This window comes from Mixta tenebrionis (genome assembly GCF_006517625.1).
GTDB classification, from domain to species: Bacteria; Pseudomonadota; Gammaproteobacteria; order Enterobacterales; family Enterobacteriaceae; genus Mixta; species Mixta tenebrionis.
The window spans coordinates 1-21,210 of the sequence record NZ_VHQI01000021.1; the positions used below are offsets into that span (position 1 = coordinate 1).

Genomic DNA, 21,210 nt, shown 5'->3' on the forward strand with positions numbered 1-21,210 from the left:
ACCGTTGGCGCGGGCGTTGTTGCTAAAGTTCTTGGCTAATCGCCAATAATATTTGACGCAACGTACAAGAAGAGGGCATCATTTGATGCCCTTTTTATACGCTGTAACATAGAACCTGGCTCATCAGTGATTTTTTACTCATAATCATTGCTGAGACAGGCTCTGTAGCACGGCGTAATTGACCGAGTTACGCCTCAACAGCTGCATTCGGTTTGGCTGCCTCGCATGCGCGGGGCAAAATTGTTTCTGATTTATGTGGCAGGTTGGTTTATGAGTGCTAATACCGAAGCTCAAGGAAGCGGGCGCGGCCTGGAAGCGATAAAGTGGGTAGTCGTCGCCATTTTGCTGATCGTGGCAATTGTGGGTAACTTCTATTATCGCGAAGTAACGTTACCGCTGCGCGCATTGGCTGTTGTCATTCTGATCGCGGCGGCAGGCGGCATCGCGCTGCTGACGACGAAAGGTAAAGCAACGATGGCTTTCGCGCGCGAAGCCAGAACCGAAGTGCGCAAAGTCATTTGGCCTACGCGTCAGGAAACGCTGCATACCACGTTAATCGTAGCCGCGGTAACCGCCGTGATGTCGCTGATTTTGTGGGGGCTGGATGGTATTCTGGTCCGTCTGGTATCGTTTATCACTGGCCTGAGGTTCTGAGATGTCTGAAGCTCCAAAAAAGCGCTGGTACGTCGTTCAGGCGTTTTCCGGTTTTGAGGCGCGCGTAGCACAGTCGCTGCGCGAGCATATCAAATTGCACAATATGGAAGAGTTGTTTGGCGACGTGATGGTCCCTACTGAAGAGGTAGTGGAAATCCGCGGCGGCCAGCGTCGTAAAAGCGAGCGCAAATTCTTCCCCGGATACGTGCTGGTGCAGATGGTTATGAACGACGCGAGCTGGCACCTGGTGCGCAGCGTACCGCGCGTAATGGGATTCATTGGCGGAACATCCGATCGTCCGGCACCGATTAGCGATAAAGAAGTCGATGCGATCATGAACCGCCTGCAGCAGGTAGGCGACAAACCGCGTCCGAAAACGCTGTTTGAACCGGGCGAAATGGTTCGCGTTAATGACGGTCCCTTTGCCGACTTTAACGGCGTGGTGGAAGAGGTTGATTATGAGAAGAGCCGCCTGAAGGTTTCTGTCTCTATCTTCGGCCGCGCCACACCGGTTGAGCTTGACTTCGGTCAGGTTGAAAAAGGCTAAATCACCCGATCGGAACTTTCGATTAAGGGTTGCAGAAGGCGTGAAATTGCCCTACAATTTCGCGCCTTTTGTTTTTATGCGCCGCTACGGCGCGTGAAAGTTTAATCACGGGGAGCCTTAATCAGGCGTTATACCCAACAGAGGAAATATCATGGCTAAGAAAGTACAAGCCTATGTCAAGCTGCAGGTTGCAGCCGGTATGGCTAACCCGAGTCCGCCAGTAGGTCCGGCTCTGGGCCAGCAGGGCGTTAACATCATGGAATTCTGTAAAGCGTTCAACGCGAAAACAGACAGCCTGGAAAAAGGTCTGCCGATTCCTGTTGTTATTACCGTTTATTCTGACCGTTCTTTCACCTTCGTTACCAAAACGCCTCCGGCAGCTGTTCTGCTGAAAAAAGCGGCGGGTATCAAGTCTGGTTCCGGCAAGCCGAACAAAGACAAAGTCGGTAAAGTAACCCGTGCTCAGGTACGTGAAATCGCAGAAACCAAAGCTGCGGACATGACTGGTGCTGACGTAGAAGCGATGACTCGCTCTATCGAAGGTACTGCTCGTTCCATGGGCCTGGTAGTGGAGGATTAAGAAATGGCTAAGCTGACCAAGCGCATGCGCGTGATCCGTGACAAAGTTGATTCTACCAAACAGTACGACATCAACGAAGCTGTTGCTCTGCTGAAAGAACTGGCTACCGCTAAGTTTGTAGAAAGCGTTGACGTTGCCGTTAACCTCGGCATCGACGCACGTAAATCTGACCAGAACGTTCGTGGCGCGACTGTACTGCCGCACGGTACTGGCCGTTCTGTACGCGTTGCTGTGTTTACTCAGGGCGCGAACGCTGAAGCTGCTAAAGCGGCTGGCGCTGAGCTGGTAGGTATGGAAGATCTGGCAGAACAGATCAAAAAAGGCGAAATGAACTTTGACGTTGTTATCGCATCTCCGGATGCTATGCGCGTTGTTGGCCAGCTGGGCCAGGTTCTGGGTCCGCGCGGCCTGATGCCGAACCCGAAAGTGGGTACGGTAACGCCGAACGTCGCTGAAGCGGTTAAAAACGCTAAAGCCGGCCAGATTCGCTACCGCAATGACAAAAACGGCATCATCCATACCACTATCGGTAAGGTTGATTTCGACGCTGACAAACTGAAAGAAAACCTGGAAGCTCTGCTGGTTGCGCTGAAAAAAGCAAAACCGTCTCAGGCGAAAGGCGTGTACATCAAGAAAGTTAGCCTGTCTACCACCATGGGCGCTGGCGTTGCCATCGACCAGGCTGGCCTGACCGCAGTGGCGAATTAATAATCGCTTTACGCGGGCGAAAGTTTCATCTAGAATCTTACGCCCGTTGTTCTGTTAAGCAGAACATCCGTCTTTACCCCGAAGCGAATATCGGCTTTGCCGCGCCAGAGTAGGGGGAGCGGAAAGATTTTCGGTTGGAGCCTGGCCTTATCCAGGCCTCCGTCCAAGACCGCAGGTGTTTCGCAAGAAGCTTAATCGTCCTGCGTAGACGGTGACAGAGCCCGAAGAATATTTTTCTGGATTCTGCTCACCGTGTTTTAGCGCTTACCTTCTATATCGGTCGGTAAGTGAAGTGAGTTCCGGGGGAATTTGTCCTCCGGCTAAAATCCAGGAGCAAAAGCTAATGGCATTAAATCTTCAAGACAAACAAGCGATTGTTGCTGAAGTCAGCGAAGTAGCCAAAGGCGCGCTGTCTGCGGTAGTTGCGGATTCTCGTGGCGTTACCGTAGATAAAATGACTGAACTGCGTAAAGCAGGTCGTGAAGCTGGCGTTTACATGCGTGTTGTTCGCAACACCCTGCTGCGCCGCGTCGTAGAAGGTACTCAGTTTGAGTGCCTGAAAGACACGTTTGTTGGTCCGACCCTGATTGCATACTCTATGGAACACCCGGGCGCTGCTGCTCGTCTGTTCAAAGAGTTCGCGAAAGCGAATGCAAAATTCGAGGTCAAAGCTGCAGCCTTTGAAGGTGAGCTGATCCCGGCGGCGCAAATTGACCGTCTGGCAACGCTGCCGACTTACGAAGAAGCACTGGCACGTCTGATGTCGACCATGAAAGAAGCCGCTGCAGGCAAACTGGTTCGTACTCTGGCAGCCGTACGCGATGCGAAAGAAGCCGCTTAAGGCCTTCCTTTACAGCGCACTTTTACGTACACACTATTTTCTGATTCTTAGGAACAATTGTCATGTCTATCACTAAAGATCAAATTCTGGAAGCAGTAGCCGCTATGTCCGTAATGGAAGTAGTTGAGCTGGTTTCCGCTATGGAAGAAAAATTCGGCGTTTCTGCTGCTGCCGCTGTAGCTGTTGCTGCTGGCCCGGCTGAAGCTGCTGAAGAAAAAACCGAGTTCGACGTTGTGCTGAAAGCTGTTGGCGCTAACAAAGTTGCTGTTATCAAAGCAGTACGCGGCGCAACTGGCCTGGGCCTGAAAGAAGCGAAAGACCTGGTTGAATCTGCACCGGCTGCGCTGAAAGAAGGCATCAGCAAAGACGACGCTGAAGCTCTGAAAAAATCTCTGGAAGAAGCTGGCGCTGAAGTTGAAGTTAAATAAACCAACCTTCCGGGTTGCAGCCTGACTTTTAGGCTGATGGCTGGTGACTTTTTGGTCACCAGCCTTTTTGCGCTACAGGGCCTCAATGGGGTTTCGCACTGTTTGTCCATTGAGCGTCTTCAATATCTTTTTCTATCGACGCCTTAATATACTGCTTCCCTGCAGGGTTCCCTGCCCATGCAACAGCAATGAAATGATTTAAGAGTGATAGAAAGACGTATTGCGGAGGGTGTTCCCGCACGTTCCGAGAAACAAAATAGTGTTGCATGAACTGTCCTTCAGGACGGACAGATGGGTCGACTTGTCAGCTAGCTGAGGAACCCTATGGTTTACTCCTATACCGAGAAAAAACGCATTCGTAAGGATTTTGGCAAACGTCCACAGGTTCTGGACGTACCCTATCTCCTTTCTATCCAGCTTGACTCGTTCCAGAAGTTTATCGAGCAAGATCCGGAAGGCCAATATGGTCTGGAAGCTGCATTCCGTTCCGTATTCCCAATCCAGAGCTATAGCGGCAACTCTGAGCTGCAGTACGTCAGCTACCGCTTAGGCGAACCTGTCTTTGATGTTAAAGAATGTCAGATCCGCGGCGTGACCTATTCTGCTCCGCTGCGCGTTAAGCTGCGTCTGGTGATCTACGAGCGCGAAGCGCCGGAAGGCACCGTTAAAGACATCAAAGAGCAAGAAGTTTACATGGGCGAGATCCCGCTCATGACCGAAAACGGTACCTTTGTTATCAACGGTACTGAAAGGGTTATCGTTTCTCAGCTGCACCGTAGTCCTGGCGTATTCTTTGACAGCGATAAGGGTAAAACCCACTCTTCGGGTAAAGTGCTCTATAACGCACGCATCATCCCTTACCGTGGCTCATGGCTCGACTTCGAGTTTGACCCGAAAGACAACCTGTTCGTCCGTATTGACCGCCGTCGTAAACTGCCGGCCAGTATCATTCTGCGCGCGCTGAACTACACCACGGAACAGATTCTCGATCTGTTCTTCGAAAAAGTGGTGTTTGAAATTCGCGACAACAAGCTGCAGATGGAGCTGGTGCCTGAGCGTCTGCGTGGCGAAACCGCTTCCTTCGATATCGAATCGAACGGCACGGTTTACGTTGAGAAAGGCCGCCGCATTACCGCGCGTCATATCCGCCAGCTGGAAAAAGATGGCATTCAGCACATCGAAGTACCGGTGGAATATATCGCGGGCAAAGTAGTTGCTAAAGATTACGTGGATGAAGGCACCGGCGAGCTGATCGTCAGCGCGAACATGGAGCTCTCTCTGGACCTGCTGGCGAAACTGAGCCAGTCCGGACACAAGCGTATTGAAACGCTGTTTACCAACGATCTCGACCACGGTCCTTACATCTCCGAAACGCTGCGCGTCGACCCAACCAACGATCGCCTGAGCGCGCTGGTTGAGATCTACCGCATGATGCGTCCTGGCGAGCCGCCGACACGCGAAGCTGCGGAAAATCTGTTCGAGAACCTGTTCTTCTCTGAAGACCGCTACGATCTTTCTGCGGTAGGCCGCATGAAGTTCAACCGTTCTCTGGGCCGCGATGAGATCGAAGGCTCCGGTATCCTGAGCAAAGAAGACATCATCGAGGTGATGAAAAAGCTCATCGGTATCCGTAACGGTAAAGGCGAAGTGGATGATATCGACCACCTCGGCAACCGTCGTATTCGCTCCGTAGGTGAAATGGCGGAAAACCAGTTCCGTGTGGGCCTGGTGCGTGTAGAACGCGCGGTGAAAGAGCGTCTCTCTCTGGGCGACCTCGATACCCTGATGCCGCAGGACATGATCAACGCCAAGCCGATTTCCGCCGCGGTGAAAGAGTTCTTTGGTTCCAGCCAGCTGTCGCAGTTTATGGACCAGAACAACCCGCTGTCTGAGATTACGCACAAACGTCGTATCTCCGCGTTAGGCCCAGGCGGTCTGACTCGTGAACGCGCGGGCTTTGAGGTTCGAGACGTACACCCGACTCACTACGGTCGCGTATGTCCAATCGAAACGCCGGAAGGTCCGAACATCGGTCTGATCAACTCGCTTTCCGTTTATGCGCAGACTAACGAATACGGCTTCCTGGAAACGCCGTACCGTCGCGTTATTGACGGCGTGGTGAGTGATGAAATTCATTACCTCTCTGCTATTGAAGAGGGTAACTACGTTATCGCGCAGGCGAACGCCCAGCTTGATGAAAACGGCGGCTTTGTTGACGATCTGGTCACCTGCCGTAGCAAAGGCGAATCGAGCCTGTTCAGCCGCGATCAGGTTGACTACATGGACGTATCCACCCAGCAGGTGGTTTCCGTCGGGGCAAGCCTGATCCCGTTCCTGGAACACGATGATGCTAACCGCGCCCTGATGGGTGCGAACATGCAACGTCAGGCGGTTCCGACTCTGCGTGCTGATAAGCCGCTGGTTGGTACCGGTATGGAACGTGCGGTAGCGGTTGACTCCGGCGTAACTGCCGTAGCCAAACGCGGCGGTACCGTACAGTATGTTGATGCTTCCCGTATCGTTATCAAAGTTAACGAAGACGAGATGTATCCGGGCGAAGCCGGCATCGACATCTACAACCTGACAAAATATACCCGTTCTAACCAGAACACCTGCATCAACCAGATGCCGTGCGTGTCACTGGGCGAACCGGTAGAGCGCGGCGACGTGCTGGCTGACGGTCCTTCAACCGACCTCGGCGAGCTGGCGCTGGGCCAGAACATGCGCGTAGCCTTCATGCCGTGGAACGGCTACAACTTCGAAGACTCCATTTTAGTCTCCGAGCGTGTCGTACAGGAAGATCGCTTCACAACCATCCATATTCAGGAACTGGCGTGCGTCTCTCGCGACACCAAGCTGGGGCCGGAAGAGATCACTGCTGACATCCCGAACGTGGGTGAAGCTGCGCTCTCCAAACTGGATGAATCCGGCATCGTTTATATCGGTGCGGAAGTGACCGGCGGCGACATTCTGGTTGGTAAGGTAACGCCGAAAGGTGAAACCCAGCTGACGCCGGAAGAGAAACTGCTGCGCGCTATCTTCGGTGAGAAAGCGTCTGACGTAAAAGACTCTTCTCTGCGTGTACCGAACGGCGTTTCCGGCACCGTTATCGACGTGCAGGTCTTTACCCGCGATGGCGTGGAAAAAGACAAGCGCGCGCTGGAAATCGAAGAGATGCAGCTGAAGCAGGCGAAGAAAGACCTGACCGAAGAACTGCAGATCCTCGAAGCTGGCCTGTTCGCACGTATCCATGCGGTGCTGGTTTCCGGCGGCGTGGAAGCGGAAAAACTGGACAAGCTGCCGCGTGAGCGCTGGCTGGAACTGGGCCTGACCGACGAAGCGAAACAGAATCAGCTGGAACAGCTGGCCGAGCAGTATGACGAGCTGAAGCACGAGTTCGAGAAAAAACTCGAAGCGAAGCGCCGCAAAATCACCCAGGGCGACGATCTGGCACCGGGCGTGCTGAAAATCGTCAAGGTGTATCTGGCCGTTAAACGTCAGATTCAGCCGGGTGATAAAATGGCAGGTCGTCACGGGAACAAAGGTGTTATCTCCAAGATCAACCCGATCGAAGATATGCCGCACGATGCTAACGGTACGCCGGTCGATATCGTGTTGAACCCGCTGGGCGTACCGTCCCGTATGAACATCGGTCAGATTCTGGAAACTCACCTGGGTATGGCTGCTAAAGGTATCGGCGAGAAGATCAACGCCATGCTGAAGCAGCAGCAGGAAGTGGCGAAGCTGCGTGAGTTCATCCAGCGTGCATACGATCTGGGCGCCGACGTTCGTCAGCGTGTCGATCTGAACACCTTCTCTGATGATGAAGTGCTGCGTCTGGCTGAAAACCTGAAAAAAGGTATGCCGATCGCTACGCCGGTGTTCGATGGCGCGAAAGAAAGCGAAATCAAAGAGCTGCTGCAGCTGGGCGATCTGCCGACTTCCGGTCAGATCACGCTGTTTGACGGTCGTACCGGCGAGCAGTTCGAACGTCCGGTTACCGTCGGTTATATGTACATGCTGAAACTCAACCACCTGGTTGATGACAAGATGCACGCACGTTCTACCGGCTCTTACAGCCTGGTTACTCAGCAGCCGCTGGGTGGTAAGGCGCAGTTCGGTGGTCAGCGCTTCGGTGAGATGGAAGTGTGGGCGCTGGAAGCATACGGCGCAGCCTATACCCTGCAGGAAATGCTCACCGTTAAGTCTGATGACGTGAACGGTCGTACCAAGATGTATAAAAACATCGTGGACGGCAACCATCAGATGGAACCGGGCATGCCGGAATCCTTCAACGTACTGTTGAAAGAGATCCGCTCGCTGGGTATCAACATCGAGCTGGAAGACGAGTAATTACACTCGCATCTGTACTGGTTACAAGGGAATCCGGGCCTGTCCCGGATTCCCTTGAGAAGTCTCACTCCGACGGGAGCTAATCCGTGAAAGACTTACTTAAGTTTCTGAAAGCGCAAACTAAAACCGAAGAGTTTGATGCGATCAAGATTGCGCTGGCCTCGCCAGACATGATCCGTTCCTGGTCTTTCGGTGAAGTGAAAAAGCCGGAAACCATTAACTACCGTACGTTCAAGCCTGAGCGCGACGGTCTTTTCTGCGCCCGTATTTTCGGGCCGGTAAAAGACTACGAATGCCTGTGCGGTAAGTACAAACGCCTGAAACACCGCGGCGTGATCTGTGAGAAGTGCGGCGTTGAAGTGACCCAGACTAAAGTGCGCCGTGAGCGTATGGGCCACATCGAGCTGGCTTCACCAACCGCGCACATTTGGTTCCTGAAATCACTGCCGTCCCGTATCGGTCTGCTGCTGGATATGCCGCTGCGCGATATCGAACGCGTGCTGTACTTCGAATCTTATGTCGTGGTTGAAGGCGGCATGACCAACCTCGAAAAGCGTCAGATCCTGACTGAAGAGCAGTATCTGGACGCGCTGGAAGAGTTTGGCGACGAATTCGATGCGAAAATGGGCGCGGAAGCGATCCAGGCGCTGCTGAAAAATATGGATCTGGAGCAGGAGTGCGAACAGCTGCGCGAAGAGCTGAACGAAACCAACTCCGAGACCAAACGTAAAAAGCTGACCAAGCGCATCAAGCTGCTGGAAGCGTTCGTACAGTCTGGCAACAAGCCGGAGTGGATGATCCTGACCGTGCTGCCGGTGCTGCCGCCGGATCTGCGTCCGCTGGTTCCGCTGGACGGCGGGCGTTTTGCGACTTCTGACCTGAACGATCTCTATCGTCGCGTCATTAACCGCAACAACCGTCTGAAACGTCTGCTGGATCTGGCTGCGCCGGATATCATCGTACGCAACGAAAAACGTATGCTGCAGGAAGCGGTAGACGCCCTGCTGGACAACGGCCGTCGCGGCCGCGCCATCACTGGCTCCAACAAGCGTCCGTTGAAATCGCTGGCTGACATGATCAAAGGTAAGCAGGGTCGTTTCCGTCAGAACCTGCTGGGTAAACGTGTCGACTACTCCGGTCGTTCCGTTATTACCGTAGGTCCGTACCTGCGTCTGCATCAGTGCGGCCTGCCGAAGAAAATGGCGCTGGAACTGTTCAAACCGTTCATCTACGGTAAGCTGGAACTGCGTGGTCTTGCTACCACCATCAAAGCCGCCAAGAAAATGGTTGAGCGCGAAGAAGCTGTCGTTTGGGACATCCTCGACGAAGTTATCCGCGAACACCCGGTACTGCTGAACCGTGCGCCTACGCTGCACCGTCTCGGTATCCAGGCGTTTGAACCGGTTCTGATCGAAGGTAAAGCTATCCAGCTGCACCCGCTGGTTTGTGCGGCATACAACGCCGACTTCGATGGTGACCAGATGGCTGTTCACGTACCGCTGACGCTGGAAGCCCAGCTGGAAGCGCGTGCGCTGATGATGTCTACCAACAACATTCTGTCTCCGGCGAACGGCGAACCGATCATCGTTCCTTCTCAGGACGTTGTTTTGGGTCTCTACTATATGACCCGCGACAAAGTGAACGCCAAAGGCGAAGGCATGGTGCTGACCGGTCCGAAAGAAGCTGAGCGTGTCTATCGCGCTGGCCTGGCCGAGCTGCATGCGCGCGTTAAAGTGCGTATCACTGAGTTTGAAAAAAATGAGCAGGGCGATTTCACGCCGAAAACCAGCCTGATCGATACCACTATCGGTCGCGCTATTTTGTGGATGATCGTACCTAAAGGTCTGCCTTTCTCCATCGTCAACCAGGCGCTGGGTAAAAAGGCGATCTCCAAAATGCTGAACACCTGTTACCGCATTCTGGGCCTGAAACCGACCGTTATCTTTGCTGACCAGACCATGTACACCGGTTTTGCCTACGCAGCCCGTTCAGGCGCCTCCGTAGGTATCGATGATATGGTGATCCCGGCGAAGAAAGTGGAAATCATCACCGAAGCGGAAGCGGAAGTGGCTGAGATCCAGGAACAGTTCCAGTCTGGTCTGGTAACCGCTGGCGAACGCTATAACAAAGTTATCGATATCTGGGCCGCGGCGAACGAACGCGTTGCTAAAGCGATGATGGAAAACCTCTCTACCGAAACGGTGATCAACCGTGACGGCGAAGAAGAGAAACAGGTTTCCTTCAACAGTATCTTTATGATGGCCGACTCCGGTGCGCGTGGTTCCGCCGCTCAGATTCGTCAGCTGGCGGGTATGCGTGGCCTGATGGCGAAACCGGATGGCTCCATCATTGAAACGCCGATCACCGCGAACTTCCGTGAAGGTCTGAACGTACTCCAGTACTTCATCTCCACGCACGGTGCGCGTAAAGGTCTGGCGGATACCGCGCTGAAAACGGCGAACTCCGGTTATCTGACGCGTCGTCTGGTTGACGTAGCGCAGGATCTGGTAGTAACCGAAGATGACTGCGGCACCCTCGAAGGCATCACCATGACGCCGGTTATCGAAGGCGGCGACGTGAAAGAGCCGCTGCGTGAGCGCGTACTGGGCCGTGTTACGGCGGAAGACGTGCTGAAACCGGGCACGGCGGATATTCTGGTTTCCCGTAACACCCTGCTCGATGAGCACTGGTGTGACGTGCTGGAACAGAACTCTGTCGATAGCGTAAAAGTTCGCTCTGTTGTTGCCTGTGAAACCGACTTCGGCGTTTGTGCGCACTGCTACGGTCGTGACCTGGCGCGTGGCCATATCATCAACAAAGGTGAGGCCATCGGCGTTATCGCGGCACAGTCCATCGGTGAGCCGGGTACTCAGCTGACGATGCGTACCTTCCACATCGGTGGTGCGGCATCGCGTGCGGCTGCTGAATCCAGCATTCAGGTGAAAAACAAAGGTACCATCAAGCTGACCAACGCTAAGTCGGTAACCAACTCCGCTGGTAAGCTGGTGATTACTTCCCGTAACGTTGAACTGAAAATGATCGACGAATTCGGGCGCACCAAAGAAAGCTATAAAGTGCCTTACGGCGCAACCATGGCGAAAGGTGATGGTGAGCAGGTCAACGCCGGTGAAACGGTAGCGAACTGGGATCCGCACACCATGCCGGTTATCACCGAAGTGAGCGGTTTCATCCGTTTCACCGACATGATCGACGGCCAGACCATTACCCGTCAGACAGATGAGCTGACCGGTCTGTCTTCACTCGTGGTGCTCGATACCGCAGAGCGTACCTCTGGTGGTAAAGACCTGCGTCCGGCGCTGAAAATCGTTGACGCTAACGGCGATGATGTTCTGATTCCGGGCACCGACATGCCGGCACAGTACTTCCTGCCGGGCAAAGCGATTGTGCAGCTGGAAGATGGCGTGAAAATCAGCTCTGGTGATACCCTGGCGCGTGTACCGCAGGAATCTGGCGGTACCAAGGATATTACCGGTGGTTTGCCGCGCGTTGCTGACCTGTTCGAAGCGCGTCGTCCGAAAGAACCTGCGATCCTGGCTGAAATCAGCGGTATCGTCTCCTTCGGTAAAGAGACCAAAGGTAAACGTCGTCTGGTAATTACGCCGGTTGACGGCAGCGATCCGTACGAAGAGATGATTCCGAAGTGGCGTCAGCTTAACGTATTCGAAGGTGAGCGCGTGGAACGTGGCGACGTAATCTCCGATGGTCCGGAATCTCCGCATGACATTCTGCGTCTGCGTGGCGTTCAGGCTGTGACCCGTTATATCGTTAACGAGGTGCAGGACGTTTATCGTCTGCAGGGCGTTAAGATTAACGATAAGCACATCGAAGTTATCGTGCGTCAGATGCTGCGTAAAGCAACCATCGCCAGCGCGGGCAGCTCCGAGTTCCTGGAAGGCGAGCAGGTAGAATACTCACGCGTGAAGATTGCCAACCGCGATCTGGAAAACAACGGCAAAGTGGGCGCAACTTACGCTCGCGACCTGTTGGGTATCACCAAAGCATCGCTGGCAACCGAATCGTTCATCTCTGCCGCATCGTTCCAGGAAACAACGCGTGTCCTGACCGAAGCAGCGGTAGCGGGCAAGCGCGACGAACTGCGCGGCCTGAAAGAGAACGTTATCGTGGGTCGTCTGATCCCAGCCGGTACCGGTTACGCTTACCATCAGGATCGTATGCGTCGCCGTCAGGCGGGCGAAACCCCGGTTACGCCGCAGGTTAGCGCGGAAGAAGCCACTGCCAGCCTGGCAGAGCTGCTTAATGCGGGCCTCGGCGGCAGCGACGACGAATAATCGTCAGGCGCTATGCCGTAATATTAAAAACCCTGCCTCGGCAGGGTTTTTTTATGGGCGAAGCCTTCGTGACTCCTGCTAACGTCTCTCTTGTTCACTGTAACGCCCTCGGTGCGCCAGGAATGAGCGTGGCGTGGAGCGGCGGAAGAAATAAAAAGAAATAACAGCGCTGGATAGCTACCCGGCGCCACGGTAAGAATTGTTATAAAGAGGGCAGCTACGGCGGGATATTATCGTGGCAGCAAAGCTGACAAAGGTTAACGGTTAAACTTTGCCAAAGCGGGCACAGAGACGCTAGTAGCGCGTTCGTATACGTTGATTGCATACAGAGGGAGGATAAGCATGAAGGGCGCTGGCAAGGGGCTGCTGTTTATAACATTGTTCGGTTGGTTAAGCGTAACGGGTGCCGCCCCGCCGCCAAACCAGCCGGTGCAGCGTATGTTTCGCGAATGGCAGGTAACCTGTAATAACCTTAACGACTGCGATGTTCGTAACGCAGATGAAAATATGCGCATCGTGATTCGGCATCAGGCGGGGCCGAACGGCGAGGCGACGTTAGATATTATGAGTTTTGACGCGGATAAAGCGCAGGGAATCTGGCTGGATGGAAAACGCTGGCAACATGCTATCGCGCTCTCCGACGCTGATGAAAACAATGATTACGCCAGCGCGCACAGTAACACTCTGGATGATATCCAGGCGCTTATTGCGGCGGCTAAAAATGCGATGACACTCTCCCTTGCGTCCGACAATGAGGTCACGGCATCGCTCAGCGGGCTAAATGCCGCTCTGCTGTTTGTTGACGATCGTCAGGGCCGCCTGAACAACCAAACGGCATTACTGAAAACCGGTGATATTCCTGCTGTTAACGTACCGCCGCGCCCCTCTGCCGTATCGCCAATCCCGGTGCCGTCGGCGCCGCCGTTAAATAATGCGCCAGCGCTGATTAAAGCCGTGATTAACAGCCAGCAGGCGGTACTGAAGCAGGAAGAGTGCGAACCTTCAGCTGAGGATATCGCCCGCAGTGAAGCGCAGCCGCTGGATGCGCAGCGCGCTCTGGTCATGGTGAACTGCGGCATGGGGGCTTATCAATCTTCCAGCGTGCTGTTTATCACGCCTCGCCGTGCGCCTGAGCAGGCAAAGCAGCTGATCTTACCGCTGCCTTTGAAAGATGAAGAGGGCCAACCGAACAGCGTCAGCTGGTTTACCAATACCGGTTACGATCCGCACAGCGCTCAGCTTTTCCATGCGGCACGCGGGCGCGGCATTGCCGACTGCGGGGAAAGCGCTGCCTGGCGCTACGATGGCGAAAATTTTCGGTTAGTCAGCTATAACCGCCAACCCAGCTGCGACGGCGGCGAGCCGGGCGACTGGCCCTCGGTCTGGGCGACGCCGGGATATGCAGATAATGCGGCAAGCTGGTAACGCCCCGGAGCAAATGCTGTGAGCTGGCGGAAACAGCCGGGCTGCCTGCGATATAGCTATCGGCCCTGCTCAGTGCCGGCTTGCCCGGCGAATTAAGGCTACAGTTCTCCGCCGGTAAAGCACAGCATTCTTCAACCGTTTTCTGTGCCGATTTCCAAAGAGTTTGTGCAACAGCCTATAGCTGACGGATTATTGCGGCGCGCGTCCCAGCCAGCTATCCCAGTCCTTCCAGACCGGCTGTAAACCGGCCTGCGTAAGCGCGGCGGCCACCTCCTGCGGCGGACGATGATCGTCCGGCGAAAACTGCTCCAGCTCCGGGCGCGGATCGGCATAGCCGCCGGGCTGCGTTTTGGAAAAGGCGCTGACGCTGTTAATCGCCAGCGGCACCACCCGATCGCGAAAGCGCGGCGATTCGCGCGTCGATAAAGAAAGCTCTACCTCCGGCGCAAACAGGCGGAAGGCGCAAATAGTTTGCACCAGCTGCGCTTCACTCATTAGCGATGCGGGTTCAATACCGCCGGTACAGGGCCGCAGCCGCGGGAAAGAGATGGAATAGCGGCTCTGCCAGTAAGTTTGCTGAAGCCACAGCAGATGTTCCGCCAGCATAAAGCAGTCGGTACGCCAGCAGTCGGAAAGGCCAATCAGCGCGCCGAGGCCGATTTTATCGATCCCGGCGCGTCCCAGACGATCCGGCGTTTCCAGCCGGAAGAAAAAGTCCTGCTTATTCCCTTTCAGATGGTGCTGCTGATAGATCTTCGGATGGTAGGTTTCCTGATAAACCATTACGCCATCCAGCCCGATCTTTCTCAGCTCCAGATACTCCTGCTGCGAGAGTGGCTGCACCTCCATCATCAGCGAACTGAAGTGCGGCCGGATCAGCGGGATATGCTGGTGGAAATAGTCGATCCCAACTTTCGTCTGATGCTCGCCGGCAACCAGCAGCAGATGATCGAAACCCATAGCGCGGATCGCCTGACATTCGCGCGCGATCTCTTTGGCATTCAGGGTCTTGCGCTTGATGCGGTTGCTCATCGAGAAACCGCAATAGGTGCAGTCGTTGGCGCACAGGTTGGAAAGATAGAGCGGCACATAAAAACTGACGGTATTGCCAAAGCGCTGGCGCGTCAGAAGCTGGGCTTTCTGCGCCAGCGGCTCCAGAAATGCGGCGGCGGCCGGGGAGAGCAGCGCCATCAGATCGTCGCGATCCGGACGCGGCGCGTTGAGCGCGCGCTGCACGTCCGCTGCGCTTTTACTGTGGATACGCAGCCGTATATCATCCCACTCCAGCCGGCGCCAGCGGTCGATAAAGTCTTTCATTATGCGCGCTCCGACTGACTGAGGAAATCGGTAAGCGGGCTGGAGGCCGTGGCCTGAAACTGGCTGGCTCCCAACCCGCTGCGCCAGGCGATACGTCCTGCTTCAACGGCAAGGCGGAAGGCGCGCGCCATCTCTAGCGGATCGCGCGCTACGGCAATTGCCGTATTGACCAGCACCGCATCGGCGCCCATCTCCAGCGCTTCGCTGGCGTGGCTGGGCGCGCCGATTCCGGCATCCACCACCACTGGCACCTTTGCCTGTTCAATAATAATACGTAGCAGATCGCGGGTTTTTAACCCCTGATTGCTGCCGATAGGCGCGCCTAAGGGCATGACGGCGGCGCAGCCTGCTTCTTCCAGGCGCTTGCATAATACCGGATCGGCGCCGCAGTAGGGCAGCACGACAAAGCCTTCTTCCACCAGCTGCGCCGCCGCCTTTAATGTTTCGATCGGATCGGGCAGCAAATAGCGCGCATCAGGATGGATCTCCAGCTTCAGCCAGCGGGTGCCTAAGGCTTCACGCGCCAGGCGTGCGGCGAAGATCGCCTCCTCAGCGGTTTTCGCGCCGGAGGTATTCGGCAGCAGCTGGACGTCCAGCGCCTGCAACGGCGCCAGAATGCCATCATCGCCGCCGCGGAAATCCAGCCGTTTCATCGCCATCGTAACCAGCTGCGAGCCGGAGGCACGCAGCGCGTCGAGCATCAGCGCAGGCGTAGCGAACTTGCCGGTACCGGTAAAGAGTCGGGAAGTGAATGATCTGTCTGCAATCTTTAACATCTTAACCTCCGGCAATCGCCTGAAAAATAACTACCTCATCGCCTTCCCGCAATGCGTGTCGCGCCCAGCTGGCGCGGGGAACGATCTGTTGATTGACCGCCAGCGCAGTGCCTGGCTGGCGGCAGTCCAGCCTTTCCAGCAGCATCTCCAGCGACAGCGGCGCTTCCAGAGTGAGTCTCTCATCGTTAACCACAATGTTCATTTATCGCCTTCGCATACCGGGCAGTGCGGATCGCGCGTCAGGCTCAGCGTGCGCCACGTCTGCTGGCGCCCGTCAAACAGGCGTAGCTGACCGTCAAGCGCGGAATGCTGGCCAGCCAACATCTTTAGCGCCTCCAGCGCCTGCAAGGTGCCGATAGTGCCGACTACCGGCCCCAGCACGCCAGCGGTGCGGCAGTTGCGTTCCGGCTCGCTGCTATCTGGCCACAGGCAGCGGTAACAGCCTTTTTGCCACGGCGGCGAAATAACTAACAGCTGGCCGCCAAAGCCGACGGCGCTGCCGCTGATTAACGGCGTGCCGCTGGCGACGCAGGCGGCGTTAATCGCCTGGCGCGTCGTCATGTTGTCGCTACAGTCCAGCACCAGATCGACCTGCGGCGCTAATTCACGCAGCTGCGCCTCATCCATTCTTGCCTGCAGCGCGATGGTTTCTGTCTGTGGATTCAGCGCCTGTAGCTGCCGCTGCGCCAGCGACGCTTTGGCTTTCCCGCAGTCAGCGCTACGGTAGAGAATCTGGCGTTGCAGGTTGCTGATATGCAATTTGTCATCATCGGCCAGCAGCAGCCTGCCGACGCCGGCCGCCGCCAGCCAGAGCGCTGCGGGCGCGCCCAGCCCGCCCAGCCCGACGATCAACACCCTGGAGTGTTGCAGCTTCTGTTGCCCTTTTACGCCAAACTCCTCCAGCAGCAGCTGGCGGCTGTAGCGTAAAAAATCCTGGTCGTTAAGCATCGGCCTCGTCTCCCGTACCGGCCAGCGCCAGCAGCGCCGCCGTTGCCGCACGCCAGTCGTCGGCCTGGGTGATGGCGCTGACTACCGCGATGCTGCCGACGCCGCAGGCCAGCACCGCCGGCGCGCGTTCAAGGCTGATCCCGCCGATGGCGACGGTTGGCATGCTGCCCAGCCGGGCGACATGTTTCTTTAGTTGTTCCAGGCCCTGCGGCGCGGAAGGCATCTCTTTGGTTTGCGTTGGAAAAACGTGACCCAGTGCGATATAAGAAGGTTGAGCGGCCAGCGCCCGATCGATCTCGCTGTCGTCATGGGTAGAAAGGCCCAGGCGTAAACCGGCACGGCGTATCGCGTCGAGATCGGCAACGTCCAGATCTTCCTGGCCCAAATGCACGCCCCAGGCGCCATGCTTAATCGCCAGCTGCCAGTAATCATTGATAAACAGACGCGCCTGATATTGGCGCCCCAGCGCGATAGCCTGCTCAATCACTGGTTCTACCTCAGCGGCAGGGCGGTCTTTGATGCGTAGCTGTATCGTGCGCACCCCTGCGTCAAGCAGGCGCGCAATCCATTCAAGGCTGTCGACGACGGGATAGAGGCCAAGCCGGCCAGGACAGGAAGGGAAAGAGTGGCTCATGCTTTTTCCTCCGGTAGTAATCTCTCGGCGGGGTGATAAAGTTCTGCGCCGCGCTGACGAAAAGCCAGCGACATTTGCGCCATACCCACCTCGACGGGCTGCGCCTCCGCTTCCTGTTTTGCGGCGTATTCACGAACTTCCTGGGTAATCTTCATGGAGCAGAATTTCGGCCCGCACATTGAGCAGAAATGAGCGACTTTTCCCGACTCCTGCGGCAGCGTTTCGTCGTGCCAGGCGCGGGCGGTATCGGGATCGAGCGCAAGGTTAAACTGATCTTCCCAGCGGAATTCAAAGCGCGCCTTCGACATGGCGTTATCACGGATCTGCGCGCCGGGATGGCCTTTAGCCAGATCGGCGGCGTGGGCGGCGATCTTGTAGGCGATCAGCCCTTGTTTAACATCCTCCTTGTTCGGCAGGCCTAAATGTTCTTTCGGCGTGACATAGCAGAGCATGGCGCAGCCGAACCAGCCGATCATTGCTGCGCCAATACCGGAGGTGAAATGATCGTAGCCAGGCGCGATATCGGTGGTGAGCGGGCCAAGCGTATAGAAAGGCGCTTCGTGACAGTGCTCCAGCTGTTCGGTTATATTGCGGCGGATCATATGCATCGGCACATGCCCTGGTCCTTCGATCATCACCTGCACATCATATTCCCAGGCGATTTTGGTCAGCTCGCCCAGCGTATAGAGCTCGGCAAACTGCGCTTCATCATTGGCGTCCTGGATCGAACCGGGGCGCAGGCCGTCGCCCAGCGACAGCGCCACATCATAGGCGGCGCAGATTTCACAAATTTCGCGGAAGTGCTGGTAAAGGAAGTTTTCCTGATGATGGGACAGGCACCACTTCGCCATGATCGATCCGCCGCGGGAAACGATGCCGGTAAGGCGCTTCGCCGTCATCGGCACATAGCGCAGCAGCACGCCAGCGTGAATGGTGAAATAGTCCACGCCCTGTTCCGCCTGTTCCAGCAGCGTATCGCGGAACAGCGTCCAGGTCAGGTTTTCAGCGATGCCGTTAACCTTTTCCAGCGCCTGATAGATGGGAACGGTGCCAATCGGAACCGGGCTGTTACGCAGAATCCATTCGCGCGTTTCATGGATATAGCGCCCGGTGGAGAGATCCATTACGGTATCGGCGCCCCAGCGCGTCGCCCAGACCAGCTTCTCCACTTCCTCTTCGATAGAAGAGCTGACGGAGGAGTTACCAATATTGGCATTCACCTTCACCAGGAAGTTGCGGCCAATAATCATCGGTTCCGCTTCCGGATGGTTGATATTGGCTGGAATAATCGCCCGCCCGGCGGCCACCTCCTGACGCACAAACTCCGGAGTAATATTTTCCGGCAGACGCGCGCCGAAATCGTGCCCCGGATGTTGCTGGCGCAGTACTTCGCTGCGAATGCGCTCGCGGCCCATATTTTCCCGCAGGGCGATAAATTCCATTTCCGGCGTCACTGTTCCCTGACGCGCATAGTGCAGCTGCGTGACCCGCCGGCCCGGCAGCGCCCGGCGCGGATGCGGCAGGTTATCGAAACGCAAATGATCGAGGCCTTCATCTTGCAGGCGCTGCTGGCTATAGCTGGAGTTAAGCTGGGTTGGTTCACTATCGCCGCGCTGGGCGATCCAGCCGCTGCGCAGGCGCGGCAGGCCCCGATGAACATCAATGACCGCTTCAGCATCGCCATAGGGCCCGGCGGTATCGTAAACCGGCACCGCTTCGTTAGGTTCGTAACGCGGCTCGCTTTTATCGCCGCCGACAAGGGTGGGGCTAAGCTGGATTTCACGCATCGGCACGCGAATATCGGGGCGGCTGCCGCTAATCCAGATGCGTTTTGAATTGGGGAAGGCGCTTCCCTGTAGAGAAGAGATAAACTGTTGCGCCTGAGCGCGCTGTTCACGACGGGTAGGTTTAGCAGACATAGCAATCTCCAGATAAAGGAACGTTGCTTGTCCGGAGCTCGGAAGGAGTAACGGCACAGCATCAGCAGGCGCTGACGACGTGAAAAGTTCTGTACTCTTGTTCCCTTCGCAGGTACTAACCTGATCAGGTTCCGCGGATCCCGAATAAACGGTCTCAGCCTAAAAGGCACTCCGACAAGATGAAAAACGGGCGACAGCCCTGACCATCGGCGCGTTACGCAGCCTCTGGTGATAAAAAGCCCCTTCAGCATAAAGGGGCGCTTAAGAAACTACAAGGGGCGATTAGCCTGCGTCGCCATCAGGCTGGACGCGCAATCACCTGATCGTTAGCCGGTTGCAGAGAGGCCAGATGATTATCGTAGGCCAGCTGGATTAGCTTATCCTCCAGCGTAAAGCGCGCTTCCAGCGCCTCGCCCACTTCAGACAGCGCCTGCTGAAATTCCAGGCAGTTGTCGTGATCGATAGCCGTTTCCAGATGAGAGTCATACAGCCGCATAATGGTATCGGTATTGGCCTGCAGGGCAGGGTAGATCTGCGCCGCCGCCAGCAGCGGGCTGTCGCCGCTCATCTCTTCAATAATGCGTTCATAAACGTTGAAGTGACCGGTGGAAAGATAGTCCACCAGGTTCTGACAAAAATTATCAAGCGCCTGTTCATCCAGGGCGGTGAGAGACTCTTTATTCGGCTTAATGCCGACTACCTGATAATAAGCAACCAGCAGTTGCCTGCGCGCATTCAGCCAAAAATCCACCAGTTCATTACTGCCACCTACGCGCTCGGTCAGAACGTTTAACTGGTTAAGCATGTTTGTCTCCGTGAGTTATAGTCTTACCGCTACTTATAATTACCATCAGTACAGAGGCCGTGTCCCGTATCCGCTCCTGTTTTAAGAATATTTACGGTGCCAGTCACAAAAAGCGTGCTGAAGCAAAGGGTGTTTTTCTATGGAACGAGAACTAACAAGCGTAGACGCTGGCTGGTGGGTTGTCAGCCATGAACAGAAAATATGGTTGCCACAGGGTGAATTACCGTTCGGTTCCGCGGAGCAGTGGGGGCTGGTCGGATCGCGCGCCGCCGCGATCGGGGAGTGGCAGGGCGATAGCGTCTGGCTGATCCGCGAGAATCGCAGCGAGAGCATGGGATCGATACGGCAAATTATCGATCTTGACAGCGGTCTGTTTCAGCTGGCGGGGCGCGGCGTCCAGCTGGCGGAATTTGTGCGTTCGCACCGCTACTGCGGCTACTGCGGCCACGAAATGCACCTCAGCAACAGTGAAAACGCCTGCCTGTGCGCGCACTGTCGTCAGCGCTACTATCCGCAAATCGCGCCCTGCATCATTGTGGCGATCCGTCGTGATGACCAGATCCTGCTGGCGCAGCACGCCCGTCATCGTAACAGTATCTACACCGTGCTGGCGGGGTTTGTTGAAGTGGGCGAAACGCTGGAGCAGGCGGTAGCGCGCGAAGTAATGGAGGAGAGCAACGTGCGGATAAAAAATCTGCGCTATGTTACCTCCCAGCCCTGGCCTTTCCCCCACTCGCTGATGATGGCCTTTATGGCGGAATATGACGCAGGCGAGCTGCAAATCGATCGTAAAGAGCTGATTGATGCCGGCTGGTTCCGCTATGACGCATTGCCGTCGCTGCCGCCGCCCGGCACCGTGGCGCGCCGCCTGATTGAAGATACGGTGGCGCTCTGTCGCGCGGCGGATGAACAGCCGTAACGGTTGCGACAGGGCAGCAAACTTGTTTAACTGTCGGCCATAACGG

General features: G+C 55.9%; 17 protein-coding genes and 1 riboswitch. Of the genes, 10 read left to right on the forward strand and 7 right to left on the reverse strand.

Features of this window, described 5'->3' with window-relative positions; all coding sequences use genetic code 11:
- Positions 1-270 precede the first annotated feature (270 nt).
- From secE to FKM52_RS20620, 9 genes are all read left to right on the forward strand, one after another.
- Positions 271-654 (forward strand): preprotein translocase subunit SecE, encoded by a 384-nt coding sequence (gene secE / locus FKM52_RS20580; protein WP_104958835.1) that lies wholly within the window; start codon positions 271-273, stop codon positions 652-654.
- A 1-nt stretch (position 655) separates the two neighbouring features.
- Positions 656-1,201: a transcription termination/antitermination protein NusG gene (gene nusG, locus FKM52_RS20585; RefSeq protein WP_038629789.1), complete on the forward strand. Its 546-nt coding sequence runs from the start codon at positions 656-658 to the stop codon at positions 1,199-1,201.
- A gap of 151 nt (positions 1,202-1,352) precedes the next feature.
- Positions 1,353-1,781 carry a 50S ribosomal protein L11 gene (rplK, locus tag FKM52_RS20590; protein WP_141177998.1) on the forward strand — a complete coding sequence of 143 codons (429 nt, stop codon included), beginning with the start codon at positions 1,353-1,355 and terminating at the stop codon, positions 1,779-1,781.
- Positions 1,782-1,784: 3 nt separating this feature from the next.
- Complete coding sequence (rplA, locus tag FKM52_RS20595; RefSeq protein ID WP_141177999.1) at positions 1,785-2,489, forward strand: 50S ribosomal protein L1; 705 nt, start codon at positions 1,785-1,787, stop codon at positions 2,487-2,489.
- Between the two features lie 343 nt (positions 2,490-2,832).
- The gene (gene rplJ / locus FKM52_RS20600; protein WP_012772934.1) at positions 2,833-3,330 is read left to right on the forward strand and encodes a 50S ribosomal protein L10; all 498 of its coding nucleotides are present in this window, start codon (positions 2,833-2,835) and stop codon (positions 3,328-3,330) included.
- A 62-nt stretch (positions 3,331-3,392) separates the two neighbouring features.
- A complete protein-coding gene (gene rplL, locus FKM52_RS20605; RefSeq protein WP_141178000.1) occupies positions 3,393-3,758 on the forward strand; it encodes a 50S ribosomal protein L7/L12 in 366 nt (121 codons plus the stop codon).
- A gap of 324 nt (positions 3,759-4,082) precedes the next feature.
- Positions 4,083-8,111: a DNA-directed RNA polymerase subunit beta gene (rpoB, locus tag FKM52_RS20610; RefSeq protein ID WP_141178001.1), complete on the forward strand. Its 4,029-nt coding sequence runs from the start codon at positions 4,083-4,085 to the stop codon at positions 8,109-8,111.
- A gap of 86 nt (positions 8,112-8,197) precedes the next feature.
- Positions 8,198-12,421 (forward strand): DNA-directed RNA polymerase subunit beta', encoded by a 4,224-nt coding sequence (gene rpoC, locus FKM52_RS20615; protein WP_141178002.1) that lies wholly within the window; start codon positions 8,198-8,200, stop codon positions 12,419-12,421.
- 342 nt (positions 12,422-12,763) lie between these two features.
- On the forward strand, positions 12,764-13,846 hold the full coding sequence (locus tag FKM52_RS20620; protein WP_141178003.1) for a DUF1176 domain-containing protein: 1,083 nt from the start codon (positions 12,764-12,766) through the stop codon (positions 13,844-13,846).
- Positions 13,847-14,035: 189 nt separating this feature from the next.
- On the opposite strand, the gene thiH is transcribed toward FKM52_RS20620, so the two are convergent.
- From thiH to rsd, 7 genes are all read right to left on the reverse strand, one after another.
- The gene (gene thiH, locus FKM52_RS20625) at positions 14,036-15,163 is read right to left on the reverse strand and encodes a 2-iminoacetate synthase ThiH (RefSeq protein WP_141178004.1); all 1,128 of its coding nucleotides are present in this window, start codon (positions 15,161-15,163) and stop codon (positions 14,036-14,038) included.
- Positions 15,163-15,939 carry a thiazole synthase gene (locus tag FKM52_RS20630; RefSeq protein WP_141178005.1) on the reverse strand — a complete coding sequence of 259 codons (777 nt, stop codon included), beginning with the start codon at positions 15,937-15,939 and terminating at the stop codon, positions 15,163-15,165. The genes thiH and FKM52_RS20630 overlap by 1 nt, the downstream gene beginning before the upstream one ends.
- A gap of 1 nt (position 15,940) precedes the next feature.
- Positions 15,941-16,141, reverse strand: coding sequence for a sulfur carrier protein ThiS (thiS, locus tag FKM52_RS20635; RefSeq protein WP_141178006.1), 201 nt, complete (start codon positions 16,139-16,141; stop codon positions 15,941-15,943).
- A complete protein-coding gene (locus FKM52_RS20640; RefSeq protein ID WP_141178007.1) occupies positions 16,138-16,887 on the reverse strand; it encodes a HesA/MoeB/ThiF family protein in 750 nt (249 codons plus the stop codon). Before FKM52_RS20640 ends, thiS begins: the two co-directional genes overlap by 4 nt.
- Positions 16,880-17,521 (reverse strand): thiamine phosphate synthase, encoded by a 642-nt coding sequence (thiE, locus tag FKM52_RS20645; protein WP_141178008.1) that lies wholly within the window; start codon positions 17,519-17,521, stop codon positions 16,880-16,882. The genes FKM52_RS20640 and thiE overlap by 8 nt, the downstream gene beginning before the upstream one ends.
- A complete protein-coding gene (gene thiC / locus FKM52_RS20650; protein ID WP_141178009.1) occupies positions 17,518-19,440 on the reverse strand; it encodes a phosphomethylpyrimidine synthase ThiC in 1,923 nt (640 codons plus the stop codon). Before thiC ends, thiE begins: the two co-directional genes overlap by 4 nt.
- An 84-nt stretch (positions 19,441-19,524) precedes the next feature.
- Positions 19,525-19,624, reverse strand: a riboswitch (TPP riboswitch).
- A 114-nt stretch (positions 19,625-19,738) separates the two neighbouring features.
- Positions 19,739-20,245, reverse strand: a complete 507-nt coding sequence (rsd, locus tag FKM52_RS20655; RefSeq protein ID WP_141178010.1) for a sigma D regulator — start codon at positions 20,243-20,245, stop codon at positions 19,739-19,741.
- Positions 20,246-20,384: 139 nt separating this feature from the next.
- Here rsd and nudC point away from each other — a divergent pair, with 139 nt between their 5' ends.
- Positions 20,385-21,164: an NAD(+) diphosphatase gene (gene nudC, locus FKM52_RS20660; protein ID WP_141178011.1), complete on the forward strand. Its 780-nt coding sequence runs from the start codon at positions 20,385-20,387 to the stop codon at positions 21,162-21,164.
- Positions 21,165-21,210 lie beyond the last annotated feature (46 nt).

Coding starts and splice junctions, on each gene's coding strand:
- rplA (WP_141177999.1), top strand. CDS start 1,785: ATGGCTAAGCTGACCAAGCGCATGCGCGTGATCCGTGACAAAGTTGAT.
- thiC (WP_141178009.1), bottom strand. CDS start 19,440: ATGTCTGCTAAACCTACCCGTCGTGAACAGCGCGCTCAGGCGCAACAG.
- secE (WP_104958835.1), top strand. CDS start 271: ATGAGTGCTAATACCGAAGCTCAAGGAAGCGGGCGCGGCCTGGAAGCG.
- thiS (WP_141178006.1), bottom strand. CDS start 16,141: ATGAACATTGTGGTTAACGATGAGAGACTCACTCTGGAAGCGCCGCTG.
- rplL (WP_141178000.1), top strand. CDS start 3,393: ATGTCTATCACTAAAGATCAAATTCTGGAAGCAGTAGCCGCTATGTCC.
- nusG (WP_038629789.1), top strand. CDS start 656: ATGTCTGAAGCTCCAAAAAAGCGCTGGTACGTCGTTCAGGCGTTTTCC.
- thiE (WP_141178008.1), bottom strand. CDS start 17,521: ATGAGCCACTCTTTCCCTTCCTGTCCTGGCCGGCTTGGCCTCTATCCC.
- FKM52_RS20640 (WP_141178007.1), bottom strand. CDS start 16,887: ATGCTTAACGACCAGGATTTTTTACGCTACAGCCGCCAGCTGCTGCTG.
- rsd (WP_141178010.1), bottom strand. CDS start 20,245: ATGCTTAACCAGTTAAACGTTCTGACCGAGCGCGTAGGTGGCAGTAAT.
- rplJ (WP_012772934.1), top strand. CDS start 2,833: ATGGCATTAAATCTTCAAGACAAACAAGCGATTGTTGCTGAAGTCAGC.
- FKM52_RS20630 (WP_141178005.1), bottom strand. CDS start 15,939: ATGTTAAAGATTGCAGACAGATCATTCACTTCCCGACTCTTTACCGGT.
- FKM52_RS20620 (WP_141178003.1), top strand. CDS start 12,764: ATGAAGGGCGCTGGCAAGGGGCTGCTGTTTATAACATTGTTCGGTTGG.
- nudC (WP_141178011.1), top strand. CDS start 20,385: ATGGAACGAGAACTAACAAGCGTAGACGCTGGCTGGTGGGTTGTCAGC.
- rpoB (WP_141178001.1), top strand. CDS start 4,083: ATGGTTTACTCCTATACCGAGAAAAAACGCATTCGTAAGGATTTTGGC.
- rplK (WP_141177998.1), top strand. CDS start 1,353: ATGGCTAAGAAAGTACAAGCCTATGTCAAGCTGCAGGTTGCAGCCGGT.
- thiH (WP_141178004.1), bottom strand. CDS start 15,163: ATGAAAGACTTTATCGACCGCTGGCGCCGGCTGGAGTGGGATGATATA.